The organism is Sporofaciens sp. St.21A7 (assembly GCF_059728535.1).
This window is the reverse complement of record NZ_BAAGFN010000001.1, coordinates 923043-938316: the sequence shown is the minus strand read 5'-3', so window position 1 is coordinate 938316 and position 15274 is coordinate 923043. Positions and strand designations below refer to the sequence as shown.

At 46.8% G+C, this 15274-nt stretch carries 13 protein-coding genes and 3 pseudogenes; 12 read left to right on the top strand and 4 right to left on the bottom strand.

Annotated features, from left to right (window positions below):
• The first annotated feature begins 496 nt into the window (after positions 1–496).
• From AC6I3O_RS04505 to AC6I3O_RS04455, 11 genes and pseudogenes are all read left to right on the top strand, one after another.
• Entirely contained in the window at positions 497–1012 is a 516-nt protein-coding gene (locus tag AC6I3O_RS04505) for a sigma-70 family RNA polymerase sigma factor (RefSeq protein ID WP_497849895.1), read from the top strand.
• A gap of 87 nt (positions 1013–1099) precedes the next feature.
• Positions 1100–1534, top strand: a pseudogene (locus AC6I3O_RS04500) (RNA polymerase sigma factor).
• A 108-nt stretch (positions 1535–1642) separates the two neighbouring features.
• Positions 1643–2617 (top strand): AAA family ATPase, encoded by a 975-nt coding sequence (locus AC6I3O_RS04495; protein WP_497849894.1) that lies wholly within the window; start codon positions 1643–1645, stop codon positions 2615–2617.
• Positions 2618–3063: 446 nt separating this feature from the next.
• The gene (mobV, locus tag AC6I3O_RS04490) at positions 3064–4029 is read left to right on the top strand and encodes a MobV family relaxase (protein WP_497849893.1); all 966 of its coding nucleotides are present in this window, start codon (positions 3064–3066) and stop codon (positions 4027–4029) included.
• An 8-nt stretch (positions 4030–4037) separates the two neighbouring features.
• A complete protein-coding gene (locus tag AC6I3O_RS04485; protein WP_497849892.1) occupies positions 4038–4892 on the top strand; it encodes a ParB/RepB/Spo0J family partition protein in 855 nt (284 codons plus the stop codon).
• Positions 4893–4969: 77 nt separating this feature from the next.
• Positions 4970–5200 (top strand): annotated as a pseudogene (locus tag AC6I3O_RS04480) (YdbC family protein).
• Between the two features lie 2 nt (positions 5201–5202).
• Entirely contained in the window at positions 5203–5463 is a 261-nt protein-coding gene (locus AC6I3O_RS04475; protein ID WP_456300598.1) for a stage II sporulation protein R, read from the top strand.
• A 54-nt stretch (positions 5464–5517) separates the two neighbouring features.
• Positions 5518–7431, top strand: coding sequence for a recombinase family protein (locus AC6I3O_RS04470; protein WP_497849891.1), 1914 nt, complete (start codon positions 5518–5520; stop codon positions 7429–7431).
• Complete coding sequence (locus AC6I3O_RS04465) at positions 7428–8495, top strand: helicase (RefSeq protein ID WP_497849890.1); 1068 nt, start codon at positions 7428–7430, stop codon at positions 8493–8495. The genes AC6I3O_RS04470 and AC6I3O_RS04465 overlap by 4 nt, the downstream gene beginning before the upstream one ends.
• A gap of 159 nt (positions 8496–8654) precedes the next feature.
• Positions 8655–9599, top strand: a complete 945-nt coding sequence (locus tag AC6I3O_RS04460) for an Rpn family recombination-promoting nuclease/putative transposase (protein ID WP_497849889.1) — start codon at positions 8655–8657, stop codon at positions 9597–9599.
• A 137-nt stretch (positions 9600–9736) separates the two neighbouring features.
• Positions 9737–9940 (top strand): annotated as a pseudogene (locus tag AC6I3O_RS04455) (ArdC-like ssDNA-binding domain-containing protein); the annotation flags it as partial.
• Positions 9941–10114: 174 nt separating this feature from the next.
• On the opposite strand, the gene AC6I3O_RS04450 reads toward AC6I3O_RS04455, so the two are convergent.
• From AC6I3O_RS04450 to AC6I3O_RS04435, 4 genes are all read right to left on the bottom strand, one after another.
• Positions 10115–11194, bottom strand: a complete 1080-nt coding sequence (locus tag AC6I3O_RS04450) for a CHAT domain-containing protein (protein ID WP_497849888.1) — start codon at positions 11192–11194, stop codon at positions 10115–10117.
• A gap of 95 nt (positions 11195–11289) precedes the next feature.
• On the bottom strand, positions 11290–12318 hold the full coding sequence (locus tag AC6I3O_RS04445) for a tyrosine-type recombinase/integrase (RefSeq protein ID WP_160229083.1): 1029 nt from the start codon (positions 12316–12318) through the stop codon (positions 11290–11292).
• On the bottom strand, positions 12315–13292 hold the full coding sequence (locus tag AC6I3O_RS04440; RefSeq protein ID WP_497849887.1) for a tyrosine-type recombinase/integrase: 978 nt from the start codon (positions 13290–13292) through the stop codon (positions 12315–12317). Before AC6I3O_RS04440 ends, AC6I3O_RS04445 begins: the two co-directional genes overlap by 4 nt.
• A 4-nt stretch (positions 13293–13296) precedes the next feature.
• Positions 13297–14511 (bottom strand): tyrosine-type recombinase/integrase, encoded by a 1215-nt coding sequence (locus AC6I3O_RS04435; RefSeq protein WP_497849886.1) that lies wholly within the window; start codon positions 14509–14511, stop codon positions 13297–13299.
• Between the two features lie 135 nt (positions 14512–14646).
• On the opposite strand from AC6I3O_RS04435, the gene AC6I3O_RS04430 reads away from it, so the two are divergent.
• Positions 14647–15240: a hypothetical protein gene (locus AC6I3O_RS04430; protein ID WP_497849885.1), complete on the top strand. Its 594-nt coding sequence runs from the start codon at positions 14647–14649 to the stop codon at positions 15238–15240.
• Positions 15241–15274: the final 34 nt, after the last annotated feature.

Below are 15274 nucleotides of genomic sequence, written 5' to 3'. Positions count from 1 at the left end.
AGAGCCGATGAACAAGTGAGTAGTCACAGTTCATTGGCTCTATTTTATTTCATAAGGTTTTAAGGCAAACGCCCACCATATAAAAAAACGGCGTGTGGTGGGCGGTATTGCTATGCCCGAAAAGACTTAACAGACACTCTCCAGACCTGTTTTAAAGTTTGGAAGGATTTTTTTATGTCCTTTTTTCGGGCAGTAATTCATCTGCTCATGCAATGCAGAGTTAATCCATACATAGCATATCGAGGAATGGCAGAAAGCCAGTTAAAAAAATCCCTGCCTATGCAACGCTACTTCTCACCATGAAATCAGAAGTAGAATCTCCACTTATCAGAATATATATCTCCTATAACCGTAGAGGTCACAGTGCCTTTGCGGTTTTTCTTTTGTCGTTTTTTATCGGAATGTGCCGCAGGGCTGTATCTGGTATTCATTGCCGCTCCCCACCCTCTCTATCTGGATTTCAGCATTTCAAAAATTCAGATGGGAGGTACTTACGGTGAAGTATGCACCAAGAAAAGTATATATCAAAGAGAATAGCGGCTATGTGGAATTATCCTATACGGACTTCTGCCGCCGCAGGCAAGCCGACCAGAGTTACATGGACAAGCTGTTTATCCCCGTGCAGGGCTGTCTGCTTGAAGTCGTGCGGGAACAGTACGCAGATTTCTACAAGGAGAAAGAGCGGTGGCGTTATCTGAAAAAACTGGACACGAACCACAGCCTGCTGTCATTAGAGGGATTTACGGACAGCGAGGGGAATATTCTTGATTTCATTGTTGATGAAGCGGTGGACGTTGCGGAAACCGTTGTCCGTGCGGTGATGGTGGACAGGCTGAAAGCCGCCCTGCCTTTGTTGTCGGACAGTGAACAGACGTTGATACAAGCAATCTTCTTTGAGGAACTTTCCGAGAGGGAAGTCGGGTTGCGGTTAGGCATAACACAGAGCGTTGTGAACAAGCGTAAATCCAAAATCCTTGCGAAGCTGAGGAAGATAATCGAAAACAAAATTTAAGGCGTTCAGCCCCCTTGTTTTTTCCTTTGGGAAAATGAGGGGGCTTTTCCCTGCCCCCTCAATCAATTCTGATTGGAGGAAATAAGGATGGCATACAACCACGGACGGGAGGACAGAAAATGGCGTATCTGGAAAGAAGCCGAGGAAAAGGTTCTGCGTGAATGCGGCGTTGATGAAGCGGTCATTGAGCAAATCCGCACAGACGACAGGGCAGATTTTAATTCCAACAGGCGGTTTTACTGATGGGCGAGCGACTTCGGCGAATACCTTGAGGGCATGGCGGACAGGGAGAAGCAGGCAGAGGTAAAGTCTGTCTCTGATTTACTGGACGAGATTGAGAACGAAACTCTGTACCTTGCCTTAATCAAGGTGGACAGGCGCACGTTACAAATCGTCCTGCTGAAAATGCAGGGATATTCCACTAAGGAGATTGCCCCACTTGTGGGATTGACAACGGGAGCAATCTACGCAAGGTTAGACCATCTGCGGAAGAAGCTGCGGAGGATTTTAAGACTGCCGTAATTGGCGGCATTACATACTCTCACTTCTTTTCGTGGGAGTAAATCTATTTTAGGAGGTCAACGCCTATGTGCAACAAAACCAAAGACACCGCCCGAAAGGAGGAATCCCATGCAGAAGCTCCAGACGGTCAACGCCGACACGCTCCTCTATGAGCCGCTTGAAAAGCCGTCCTTTGTGGTAGACGGTCTGATACCCACGGGCTTAACCCTATTCTGCGGCTCACAGAAAATCGGCAAAAGCTGGCTCATGTTAAAGCTATGCCTCTGCGTGTCGCAGGGAATCCCCTTATGGGATATGCCGACACGGGAGGGTGACGTGCTTTACCTCTGCCTTGAAGATACGTTCTGCCGCATTCAAGACAGGCTGTTTCGTTTGACGGATGAAGCGAGCGGGCGGCTTCACTTTGCCGTGGCAAGCGATAAGCTGTCAGACGGTCTTATCGTGCAGTTGGAGGACTATTTGAAAGAATACCCCGACAGCAGGCTCATTGTCATTGACACCTTGCAGAAAATTCGTACCGCATCCAAAGACAACGCCTATGCAAGCGATTACGGGGACATCTCCCTTATCAAAGACTTTGCCGACAGGCACTCTCTGGCGGTCATTGTCGTACACCACATCCGAAAGCAGAACGACAGCGACGTGTTCAACAAAGTGTCTGGCACGACGGGATTGACGGGGAGTGCGGACGCAACCTTTGTCCTGGAACAGGAAAGCCGTGCGTCCAACGCCGCAAAGCTGTATGTGACGGGCAGGGACACGCCCTATCAGGAGTTTACGCTCCGTTTCCGTGATTGCAGTTGGGAGCTTGTGGAGCGTAAGGAGCAGGAACAGCTTGCGGAAGAAGCGATACCAGATATTCTTTTTCGGTTAGTGGATTTCATGCAGGGCAGGGAGGAATGGACTGGCACAGCCACCGAGTTACTGGACGCTCTGGGGGAAACAGGGACGGCGGCGAATGTTTTGACAAAGTGGATGAACGAGTACCGCCTTGATTTCCTGCTTGAAAACCATATCCGCTATGATTTCAGCCGCAGGAGCAGCGGGCGGATGATTTCCCTTGCTGTTATCAACGACATTTAGACTTAAGCAGAACCGGCGGCTCTGCCCACTGCGTGACGGTCATGACGATGATGACGGTGTTTTTGGGATACCCCCGCCGCTGTCATCCCTACGGGAGAACACCCCGTAAACGCAAAATGCAGGCGTAGGCATTACTCGCCCTTTTCGGCTCGTAATGCCACCCCTGCGGTCAGAAAAATCTTCTGATTTTTCCGACTGCGTTTACAGGGTGTAACACACTACACTTTGCCCTGCAAAGTCGTGTGCCAGACGTTCCCTCTGGACTCCCTTATGGCAGGGCTTTGCCCTGCTTATCCTACGCTTTCCGCTTCGGATAAAAGAATGTCGGCGTGACGGTTACGGCTCTTATGAGGGGGTATCCCAAAAACACCGTCATCATCGTCATGACCGTCACGCACCAAAGACAGGAAACGACAGTTACCCACCGAAAGAAAGGAAGATGAACTATGCCCTATGCAATCCTGCGTTTCCAGAAACGCAAGGCAGGCGGCGTTGCGGCTTGCGAACGCCACAACGAGCGGAAGAAAGAAGCCTATAAAAGCAACCCAGACATTGACGTGGGACGCTCCAAAGATAACTACCATCTTGTGAAGCCGCCCCGTTACACCTATAAGAAAGAGATAAACCGAATGGTGGCTGAAGCAGGGTGCAGGACAAGGAAAGACAGCGTGATGATGGTGGAAACACTTATTACCGCTTCACCCGAATTTATGAACAGCTTACCGCCCGAAGAACAAAAAGCCTATTTCCAGACGGCTCTTGACTTCATTTCGGAGCGTGTGGGGAAGAAAAATATTCTCTCCGCAGTCGTCCATATGGACGAGAGAACGCCCCATATGCACTTATGTTTTGTGCCGCTTACGCCCGACAACAAGCTGTCAGCGAAGAGTATCTTAGGCAACCAGAAATCCCTATCCGAATGGCAGACCGCCTACCATGAGAGGATGTCCGCACGGTGGAATCAGCTTGAACGGGGGCAGTCCTCAATGGAAACGAAGCGGAAACACATCCCCACATGGCTCTATAAACTGGGCGGCAGACTGGATAAACAGTATGAAGAAATCGTATCTGCCCTCTCCGACATCAACGCTTTTAACGCTGGCAAGAAAAGGGATAAGGCGTTAGAACTGCTCTCCGCATGGCTTCCAGACGTGGAGAAATTCTCTAAGGAAATCGGCAAACAGCAGGCGTATATCGACAGCTTGAAAGAGAGAATCGGGCAGGAATCCGATTATGCGGGGCGTATGCGTGATGAAAAGTACGAGCAGGAACTAAAGGTACAGAAAGCCAACCAGAGGATATTTGAGTTGCAGAGAACCAACGAGCAGATGGGGCGGCTGCTCTCCAAAATCCCGCCAGAGGTATTGGAAGAATTGCAGAAAAGTAATCGGAACAGAGCGAAAGAAAGGTAGGAATGTGAATGAAGAAACAGGATTTTAAGGTATTAAAGACCGCAGATTTATATCCGTTTCCAGATAACCCGTTTCATGTAGTGGAGGACGAAATGTTATCAGAATTAGCAGAGAGTATCAAAGAGTTTGGAATTGTAACGCCGATAATCACACGCCCGAAAGAGGATGGGAATGGATATGAAATCATTGCGGGACAGCGGCGTGTCCGTGCTTCGGAGCTTGCAGGGATAAACACAATCCCCGCTTTTGTCCTGCCCTTAGACCGTGACCGAGCCATCATCACCCTTGTGGACAGCAACTTACAGCGTGAAAATATCCTGCCGAGTGAGCGGGCGTTTGCCTACAAGATGAAATCCGAAGCCATGAAGCGGCAGGGCTTCCGCACGGATTTAACCTCGTCACAAGTTGGGACGAAGTTGCGGACAGACGATAAGGTGGCGCAGGGCTTTGGCGTTGGCAGGATGACCGTGCAGAGATTTATCCGATTGACGGAACTGATACCGCCGATTTTGCTGATGGTGGACGAGGGGAAAATCGCCCTCACGCCTGCGGTGGAGCTGTCCTTTTTGAAGAAAGACGAACAGGAAAATTTATTCGCCACGATGGAAAGCGAGGAAGCAACGCCCTCACTCTCACAGGCACAGCGGATGAAAACCTTGAGCCAGAGCGGGCGGCTTGACATGGATATGATATTTTCCATTATGACGGAGGAAAAGGGAAACCAGAAAGAAACCGTGAAAATCGGCATGGAGCGGTTAAAGAAATACTTCCCGAAAGGCACAATGCCGAAGCAGATGGAGGACACCATCATCAAACTTTTAGAGCGTGAATTGCAGAGGAAACGGAACAGGGACAGCCGATAATCTTCTCTTTTCGGGAGGTAAATATATAACTTTATTCAGATAAAATGCGAAAAGCCAAGACAGGAAAGGGGCAGGAAATGAAAGAAATCCAGTATGAGATGGTAAAGGAAATCGCCGTATTGTCTGCGGGTGACAGCGGCTATACAAAGGAAATCAATTTAATCTCATGGAACGGGAAAGAGCCGAAGTATGACATCCGCAGCTTTTCCCCCAACCGTGAGAAATGCTGAAAGGGAATCACGTTGACCGCCGATGAAGCGGCGGCTCTCCTTAAAGCATTGCAGGAAGAATTGAACAGCGGGGATTGATTGTGTCTGATTGGCAGGGCGGGGGCGTTTTCAGACACTCCCCTGCCCTGTCGGGAAAGGAAAATTTGAGTATGGGCGAGGATAAGAAAGCAAACAAAAAGAGAAAGCGTATTGTGGCAAGAGAGCCAGTGCAGATGATTGTCAGCCGTGAATATGTCGGCACACAGACCGTTGCGGAGGCGTTTATCCCGATTATCTCCGAGGACATCCGCAGGAAGATTGCCGAGGGTGACACCTTCGACAATGAGGATATATCCGCTTAGAATGTACGCAATGGAATATGAAATTTAGTAGAGCAAGGACGGAGGTTTCACAGTATGGCAGGAATCAAAGAAGAAAAGAAAATCTATTTAGTCGGCATTTACTGCCGCTTGTCAAAGGATGATGGGACGGATAATGAGAGTGCGAGCATTGCCACACAGAAATCCATCCTCACGGATTATGTAAAAAAACAGGGCTGGCATTTGGCAAAAACGTATGTGGACGACGGTTATTCTGGTACGAATTTCCAAAGACCGAGTTTTCAGAACATGATTAAGGACATTGAAAACGGGCTGATAAACTGCGTGATTACGAAAGATTTATCAAGGTTAGGGAGGAACTATCTTGACTGCGGGCTGTATCTGGAAGTCTTTTTCCCAGAAAATAATGTGCGGTATATAGCTGTCAATGACGGCGTGGACACGCTCAATAAATCGGCGATGGACATCACCCCATTCCGCAACATCCTAAACGAAATGTATTCAGCCGATGTGTCGGTCAAGATAAAATCGGCATATCGGGCGAGGTTTCAGCAGGGGAAATTCATGGGGCCATATGCACCCTATGGGTATATCAAAGACCCTGCCGACCACAACCATCTGCTGATAGATGATAAGGTGGCGCACGTTGTAAGAGAGATATTTGACCTTGCACTTGCGGGAAACGGAATCGCCAAAATCCGCAAGCACATCAATAAACAGCACGTCTTACGACCTGCCGCTTATGCGGCGGAGCAGGGGGCGGCAGGCTATGAGCGGTACTTTGAGGATAACGAGGAAAACCGTTATATCTGGAGCGAGAACAGCGTGAGGGGCATTTTAAGAAGCCCTGTCTATGCGGGAAACCTTGCAGGCTATAAGCGGATTGCCGCCAACATGAAAAGCAAGAAACGCCCCTCTAAGCTGCCCGAAGAATGGGAAGTGATACCCGACACCCATGAGGGGATAGTCACGCAGGAGGAATTTGATACCGTCCAACAGCTTATGACGAGCCGCAGGCGGGAACAGAACGCAGGGGGATTTGAGAATATCTTTGCAGGCGTAATCAAATGTGCAGACTGCGGCTATGCGTTGCGGGCGATGAACGCCAACAGGAGGAAACGCCCAGATGTCATTGACTGCGTACAATATTCCTGTAATAATTACGCCAGATACGGCAACGTCATGTGTACCGCACACTCCATTGAAGCGAGGGACTTATTCAACGCCGTGCTTGCCGACATCAACCGTTTTGCGGATATGGCGGTGAATGACGAGCGGGCGGTGAGGGCGATTGAGAAGCGGCTTACGGAAACAGACCAGAGCAAAGCGAAGGCAATGGAGAAAGAACAAAAGAAGCTGAACAAACGCCTTGCGGAGCTTGACAGGCTGTTTTCCTCTCTCTATGAGGATAAGGTCATGGAGCGTATCACCGAGCGGAATTTCGAGATGATGTCGGGGAAATACCAGAAAGAACAGCTTGAAATCGAAGCACGGTTAAGGGAAGTGACAGAAACGCTCAACGAAAGTTATGAGAAATCGCAAGGAATCCGTGACTTCCTCTCTCTTATCCGCAACTATCAAGGATTAAAGGAACTGGACGCAACAGTAGTAAATGCACTGATAGACAAGATATTTGTTTCGGAGCGTGAAAAGTCAGCGGACGGGACGGTTAGGCAGGAAATCAAGATTTACTATAAATTCATCGGCTTTGTCGGTGAATTACATATCACACCCACAAAACGGTGGACGGCGTTGCCCGCTAAACACTGTACGGTGTGCGGCGTTGAATATGTCCCTGGCTCTGCTATCTCAAAATATTGTCCGATATGTGCGAAAAAGGTGCAGAGGGAGAAATCAAACGAGAGCAGACGCAGGAGCAGGACAAGGGACAGACAAGTATGTATTGAACTGTCCGCAAAAAATGACCGACTGACATTGAACAGCAGGAAGGCCGTATTCTGCGTCAGGGCAATCTCAATCCTAAAGTGAAGATTTTCCGGTATGTGACGGAAGGCACATTCGACAGCTATTCCTGGCAGCTCATTGAGAACAAGCAGAAATTCATCGGGCAGATCATGACCAGCAAATCCCCGGTGCGGAGTTGTGAGGACGTGGACGAAGCGGCGCTCACCTATGCGGAGGTAAAAGCCCTTGCAACGGGCAATCCCTACATTAAGGAGAAGATGGATCTCGACATTCAAGTGTCAAAGCTGAAGCTGATGAAAGGGAACCACACAAGCCAGAAATACAGACTTGAGGACGATATTTTAAAGCGTTATCCGCAACAGATAGCTATTCTGAAGGAGCGGATCAGCGGCATGACAGTGGACATTCAGACCGCAAAAACAAATCTTCCGGCAGACAAGGAACAGTTTGTTATGAAAGTCGGGGATAAGGTTTACACGGATAAAAAAGAAGCCGGAACCGCACTGGTGGAGATGTGCAAGGAAATGAAAACGCTCAATGTGCCTGCCACGGTCGGGGAATATGCAGGATTTAAGATGGCGGTATCCTTTGATTCCTTTAATCACAAATTTGTGATGAATTTAAAAGGGCAGCTTTCGCATAATCTTGAGATTGGCTCTGACCCACTGGGCAACATTGCCCGTATCAACCACGCTCTGGAATCCATGCCGAAACAGCTTGCCGAAGCACAGACCAAATTGGAAACGGTGGAGCGGCAGCTTGAAACTGCAAAGGTGGAGGTCACAAAACCATTTGCACAGGAAGCGGAGCTTGCGGAGAAGCTGGAGCGCCTTGCCGCCTTAAATGCCCTGCTCAACATGGACGAAAAGGGAGATGAGGCTCTCGGCATGGAAGATGCTCCGGAAGAAGAAAACGAGAGCCAGAAAACTTCTGGACATGATGTCCAGAAGTCTGCGGCGGGGGATGACAGTCCACAAAAGCCCAAACCTGCGGCGGCAATGGCGGATAAGCCTATACAGAGAACATCACTAAAGGAAAAACTGGAAGCGTTCAAAGTGAGAGCTGCCGGGGGAAATACTGAGAAAACCATGCCGAAAAAGGCAAAGGGAAAGGAGGAAATGTTATAACGATTTGGCAGTCAATGAAAATCCGGTACATTCGGCAAGGCACTCTGGAAAGTTCCGATTGATTTAGCAAGGATTTCAAGGTATAATGATTTTGAGGTCATATACCTTTGGGGAATGGCTTTTGCATTTCCTGCCAATATAAAAAAGGAGGTTATGGCTGTGGATACAGAGATAAAGAACGCAGTGAGTGCGGCAGACGAAGATGCCCAATATGACGAGAAGGCAAAACGGCTGTTGGGAAATAAGATCATTCTGGCGCATATACTGGTAAAGACCATTGATGAATTTAAGGGTATGAACCCGAACGATGTGGTATCCTACATTGAGGGAGAGCCTTTTATCAGCATGGTTCCGGTAGAGCCGGGGCTGACCAATATCGAAAAAGAAAAAAGCGGGCAGCGGATCGTCGGGCTGAATACGGAAAATGCGGAGATCCATGAAGGGCTGATCCGGTTTGACATTATCTTTTATGTACGCATGAAAGACGGCATCTCACAGGTAATTGTGAACGTGGAAGCTCAAAAAGACGAGCCGACAAGCTACCATATCCTGAACCGGGCAGTTTTCTATGTAAGCCGCCTTGTTTCCTCGCAGAAGGAACGGGATTTTGTCAAGACAAACTATAATGACATAAAACGTGTTTTCTCCATTTGGGTATGTATGAACATGGACGAGAACAGTATGGACTATGTGCATCTGACGGATGATAAGCTGTTAGGCTCTTATCCGTGGAAAGGCGGGCTTGACCTGTTGAACATTGTCCTGATCGGTATAGCAAATGAACTTCCAGAGCATGATGATAAATATGAGCTGCATCGTCTGCTGAGTACACTGTTGTCAATGGAGCTTTCTGTTGATGAAAAATTAGGAATCATGGAAAAAGAGTACAGCATTGTGGTAGACGATAGAATAAGAGAGGATGTGAGCGCTATGTGTAACTTGTCGCAGGGAATTAGGGAAAATGCAACAGATAACGCCATAGCAGGCGTAATAATGAATATGCACAGAAAAGGCTACACATTAGAGCAGATAGCGGAGTGTGTGGAAAAGACGATTGAAGAAGTAGAGGCTGTTATCAAAAAGAGGGAGCCTGTGCTGGCATAGTCAAAGTAACTTAATAACAGATACAGTGAAGCAGTGAACTGGGTTTTGCAAAAAACAGTTCGCTGCTTTTTCTGTTTTCAGGGAGAAAGACAGTCAAATCGGATTGTCTTTTTTATTGCAGAGAAAGGATTGAAAATATGGCAGATGCAAAAACAGAAAAGCAGAAAGTGAAAGAGATCACCGACAAGCTGGAGGAAGGCTTAAAGGAACTTTTTGAAAGTGAAAAATACAGAAGCTACCTCTCCACCATGTCAAAATTCCATAATTACAGTTTTAACAACACGCTCTTAATTGCCATGCAAAAACCGGAGGCAACCCTGGTTGCTGGGTACTTATCCTATTTCTCGGATAAATAGCCATATCCTTGCTTCATAGTTATCCTCCTTTATGCTTGCTGAAATATAAAAATCCGAGAAAATCGCTAAAGATTTCTCGGATAACTTTTTATATCATGAAAATGTTATTTGGGGTAATAATAGAATCCGCTACCTAACTTTAGGTAACGGATTCTAACATTAAACATCTGGACGAACAAGTATTAGATCATTTAAGTCAACGTCGTCACGAGCATAAAGCTGGGGAATATTTTCACCAGGAATGTCTTCTAATAGTAATTCAGCTATAGCCTGATTAAATGAAGTTTGCAGTGAATGTCCAAAACCTATAGATGAATACAACTGGGCAGCAAACGTGCAAGCTGTATCATCTCTGATAGAAGCTGACATGCCGATTGCAGCTTCTATATGCTCCACGACACTTTCGGCCTGTGTTTCTGAAAAGCAGGCGTTAAAAACAACCAGACGTATTGTATCAGATGCAGTTGACATGGCCATTGTAATTGCTTCCTTTGTAACGGTCTTTGTGCTTCCATCTGGATTCAATAAAGCAAGTTCCCCCGATTTGGCGCCATGACCACTAAAATGAACGATTGTGGGGTTCGTTTCATTGATTGCCTGCAATATATCTGATGCGCGAGTAGCCCACCGACTTTCGAAATGAACCGATTCACGATATTCTGATAGGCGGATTTTTTGCTGAATAGAGCGTGCCTCTTCGTCGAGAGAAAGCTGCGGTGTATCTTTTGGGTTTGCAGCAAGAAATAAAACTGTGATTTTTTCAGGTATCGCTTTTAACCGTTCAATTTCCAGCTGCATTTGCGATTGGGCATTTCCGTATTCCCTTAATGAGCGCTCAAATGAAGCTGCCTGGCGCAGTGCATCCTGCTGGCGTTTTTTCTCTGCCTCCATGTTCTTTTTGTTTACCTTTGCTTCCTCATTCCTGTAGTTTTTCTCCGCAGTAGATCGTTCCTTTTCTTTTTGAGCGATTTTTTTCTGGATATCGCCACACTTCTTCTGAATATCAGAAATTGATTTTTCTGCCCGTTCAATCTCATTGAGTTTAGATTTTATGGTAGATTGGCTTTTTGTTCGGCCGATAGCGCCCTTGGCTGATATGATTTTCTTCTGTAGCGGTGCTATTTTGGCCTGTTCCTTTGCCATGTCTTGGTTTAGTTTTGATATATCTTCCTGTTTTTTTAACAAAGTATTTCTGTATGTATCAAGCTGAGACAAAAAATCACCTTCTTTCTTTTCCATGATTATACAGTTTAATCCTTTCTAAAGCAATAAAAATGTTGGCCTTCTTCAGAAATCGCAAAAATATCTGATAAAGATTCTTATCTGGATAATTTTTAGTGATATAAAAATGGCAATGCCTGCGCTAACGGTTTAGGGGATGTTTCTACGTTTCTTTCAGGGATAGGTTTCCCGCGCTCATCAAGATATTTATTTGCCAACTCAGGTGTCACCTGTGCGTAGACAGTTGTTGTTATGATGCTGGCATGTCCCAGAAAGGCTTTTATCGTTACAAGTGAATCCCCAGCCTCAAGCATATGGACTGCTATCGAATGCCTGAATGAATGAGGGGAATATCCTTTTTCAAGAAATTTGTCCGGATGTTCCTGCCTGCAGACAGCCAGATATTTTCTTACAATCCCCTCCACACATGATATCGACATATGCTCATTGGTGCGGCTTGAAAAAAGATGTCTGTTCTGTATGCCGGGGTCATTTGAACAAAATCCACGGCTTTTCATATAGCCCTTTAACAAAACCGTGCAGTTTTGGGGGATGGTGACAATCCTCGACTTGTTCCCTTTTCCAGTCAGCTTTATTCTTGTCGGGTCAGAGAAGGAAATGTCCTTTATCGTGATGTCACAGAGTTCCTGCGCCCTTGCGCCTGTTGCATAGAGGACACTCAGTAGAGTTATGTCCCTCTGTCCGGTCAATGTATTGGCATTTGGCGCGGAAAGGATGATGCATACTTCTTCTTTGGTAAAATATTTGATGGAAGCATTTTTAGGTTCTTTCTTTTTCGGAGTTTTTACCATCGCCGTATAAAAAGACATGGATTCTGTGAAATCCTTATCCGCTGCATATTTTGCGAATGCCATGAGCGCAGCCCTCCGCAGGTTCCGGGTTTTCACTGTACAGTGCCGCTGTTCTTCCAGATACGCGAGGAAACTGTCAACAGCACTGCCGCTGAGTAGTTCAAAAGTCACTTTATCCGGCAGGATCCCCTTTTCATCTGAAAAATATGCAAACAGAAGCCGGAATGCGTACTGGTAGGCTTTCAGAGTATTGCTGCTGACACCTTTGGAAGATGGGAGGTATTCTGTGAAGAACCTCTCCAATAATGGCAGTATTGATCTTTTTTTCATTCGAAATCCACCTCCGGGAAAATATGTCCTATGGACTGTTCCATGCGATCCTGCGAATCTTTATATAAAGTATAATCTGTTGCAAGATACCGTTCCGTTTCCAAAAGCGATCTGTGCCCCAGGTATGCGGAAAGATATGGAATAAACTGCTCCAGCGTCCGCCCTTTATCTTCTGCCTGCAGGAAGGACTTATAAGTAAAGTAGTGCCGAAGGGTATGCGGGGAGATTGCGCGTCCGTACTTTTCCTGCCGTTCATTGCTTATCCCAGCCTGTTCCATGACTGACAGGAACCAGTTCCGGAAAGTCCATCCAAGGTATGGTGTGCCAGGGACGCGGTCGCTTTCAAAAACATAAACGGAATCCGGGTTTTCAGAAATCCGCCGTTTTTTATATATTTCCAGCAGGCTTGTTAAGGACGGATCCATCGGAACATCGCGCTCCTTATTATTTTTCGCTTTCCTGATGTGCAGAATTCCCGCCCCGAGATCTACATTTTCCCAACGCAGCGCAAGTGCTTCGCCAAGCCTCAGCCCGCAGCCATAAAGCATACGCAGCAGCATGGGGAATGCCCGGGATGACTTTGTGCTTCCACGGCGATTCCCTAAAAATTCATCCGCAGCATGGATAATTGCCCGGAACTCTTCATCCGTAAAAGTATAAGGGATATACTCAGACTGCTCTCTCATATATCCTGGTTCAAAAGCCGGGATTTCCAATGCGTTCAGGTATCTGGAGAATACCCGGACATGGGTTATCCGTCGGTTCTTTGACTGGGGCTTACAGGACAGGGAATCCAGCCATCTGCTGATGGTCTCATCTGTCAATGCTTTCCCCTGGACAGGGTTTTCCGAGATAAAGATGTCGAGGGACTTAAATGTCGCTTCATATCCACGTGTCTGTTGTCCGGCATCCCGGATCATTATTAGAAAGTTTTTAAATTCGGATGCAAAAACACTTTGAAATATATAAGCCATGAACTCAATCCTCCTTAAGGTAATCTGCAAATTTTCCGCCTGCTTCCGGCACTGGAAGCGCGCAGGAGCGCAGGCTCTCCGTTGAAAGCGCTACATAATGGGATATCGCTGCGTTATCTTCATGTCCCAAAAGCCGGCTTACAGCTTCTAAAGGAACATCCTCGGCAACCAGTTCACTTGCGAAAGTCATGCGCAGTGAGTGCGAGCCGTGATGGCGGCCTTTCGGAGCTATCCCAGCCAGCTTGAAATATTTGTCAGCTACTACTGAGACTACAGACCGAGACAGCTGCGTTTTCCTGTAAGTAAGGAAAATGTATGGCTCATCTGTCTTCGGACGGCCATTTTCAATATAGTCCCGCAATGCATCCTCAATCTCAGGAAGTAATGAAAGTGTCTGTGGGACATCGGTTTTGAATTGGATGTAGGAAATCTTCCTGTTTTTGAAATCAATATCCGGGAAGCAGAGAAGGCGGATATCGGAAGCCCTCATGCCCAGCCGGACAGCCAGCAGAAGGATTGCGTAATCCCGCTTTCCCATAGGAGTACTACGATCCACACATGACAGGAGCCTTTCTACTTCCTCATATGTATAAACAGAAGGAACTCTTTGTGGATAACGTACCCTGGGGAGGATGCCTGAATAATTGGCGGCTACGGTTCCCTGTTCCACAAGATAAGAAAAGAATCTTCTTGCATATGTGGCAAAGACTGCTCGGTTTGCTGATTTTTCAAAAGCCTGCTGTACACAGGACGCATTAACTTCTCCCCATGAAGCAATCCCGTTTTCCGAAAAGCAACGGAGCATTTTTACAAGCTGTGAATGGTATTGGCGCACCGTGATTTCTTTATAACCGTCATCCCGGAGAGTCTGGAGAAAAGCCTCCAGTTCACATTCAAAGCATTCAGGGCATTGGTATAAAATCCTGAGCCGGGCAAAAGTATAACTCCTTCCGTTTATGTATTCATCAAGGCGGCGGATTACTGTAGATTTGAAGCCAAGTGTTTTGGAATCCCATTCCTTCAGCCGTGCTTCAGACTTCAAGAATTCCTGCCCGATTTCAGGTGTGTATTCCATGTACCCCAATGCATTGGCATAACGTATCAAGAAATCGAGCTGCCCCCTGTAATGCGTAAAGGATGATTTACCATAACCTTTTTCCCGTAAAAAATCTATGAAGTCATCCTTTAGCTGGTACCAATAACTGCTTTTTTCGTTCATTTTGAACCTCCTATGTAATGAATTTGGCCTTAGCAAAGGTCATACATAGGATTATACCGTAACCAAAAGTTATCCGAGCAAACCATACGGTAATGCCCGGATTTACAGAAAAAACAACGATTAAGGAGGATAACTGTGAAACAAGGATATGGCTACAAGGCATGGCAGAAGAATTTTAACCGCCACGTAAACAAGGGGGAAAAGGGAATCCGTATCCTTGCCCCTGCCCCTTATAAAATCAAGGAGGAACGGGATAAATTAGATCCTGTGACCGGGGAAGTGATGCTGGATCAGGACGGTATGCCGCAGAGGGAGGAAGTAGAGATAAAAATACCCGCCTTTCGTGCTGTGTCCGTGTTTGATGTATCACAGACGGACGGGGAGCCAATCCCGGAACTGGAAGCAAAGGAGCTTTTATCCACGGTGGAGGGCTATGAGGATTTTATCAAGGCAATCACTTATGTTGCACCTGCGCCAATCGGTTTTGAGGACATTCCCGGCGATTCAAAGGGATATTTCAGCCCGACAGAAAACCGGATTGCGGTGCAGGAGGGCATGAGCGAGAGCCAGACCTTAAAGACAATGGTGCATGAAACAGCCCATTCCATGCTGCACAATAAGGAAGTTAATAAAGGGGATATCCTTGCCCCGGTAAAGGATAGAAACACCAAAGAGGTGGAAGCGTTATACTCAGCATTCCAAAATGTTAATCATTTTAAAGAATGCTGAGAAATAAGGCACTTTACTACTAAAAGATGAGCAT